Below are 340 nucleotides of genomic sequence, written 5' to 3' on the forward strand. Positions count from 1 at the left end.
GCTGCATCTCGGTCGTCGCACCGCCGAGCACCATCGGCACCGCATATTGATCGCCTTCAGGCACGGAACCCGCGGTGGCGAGGATCCTCGCTCCCTTTTCCACCGCATCGTCGACATGACGCTTGATCTTCTCGATCGCCGCCTTGTTGATCATCGGCCCGATATCCGTACCGGCATCCGTGCCGGCCCCGACCTTCATGGCCGATACGCGTGCGGAAAGTTTGGCGGCAAAGGCCTCATAGACTCCGGACTGGACGAGAAGGCGGTTGGCGCAAACGCAGGTCTGCCCGCCATTGCGGAATTTCGATGCGATTGCGCCTTCCACGGCAAGATCGAGATC

General features: G+C 61.8%; 1 protein-coding gene. It reads right to left on the reverse strand.

What is annotated here, in order from left to right; genetic code table 11:
- On the reverse strand, positions 1-340 hold a 340-nt coding region (locus AF337_RS18295), incomplete at both ends, for an aldehyde dehydrogenase family protein (RefSeq protein ID WP_152971125.1).

Origin of the sequence: Rhizobium ecuadorense (assembly GCF_001187535.1) — a bacterium.
GTDB lineage: Bacteria > Pseudomonadota > Alphaproteobacteria > Rhizobiales > Rhizobiaceae > Rhizobium > Rhizobium ecuadorense.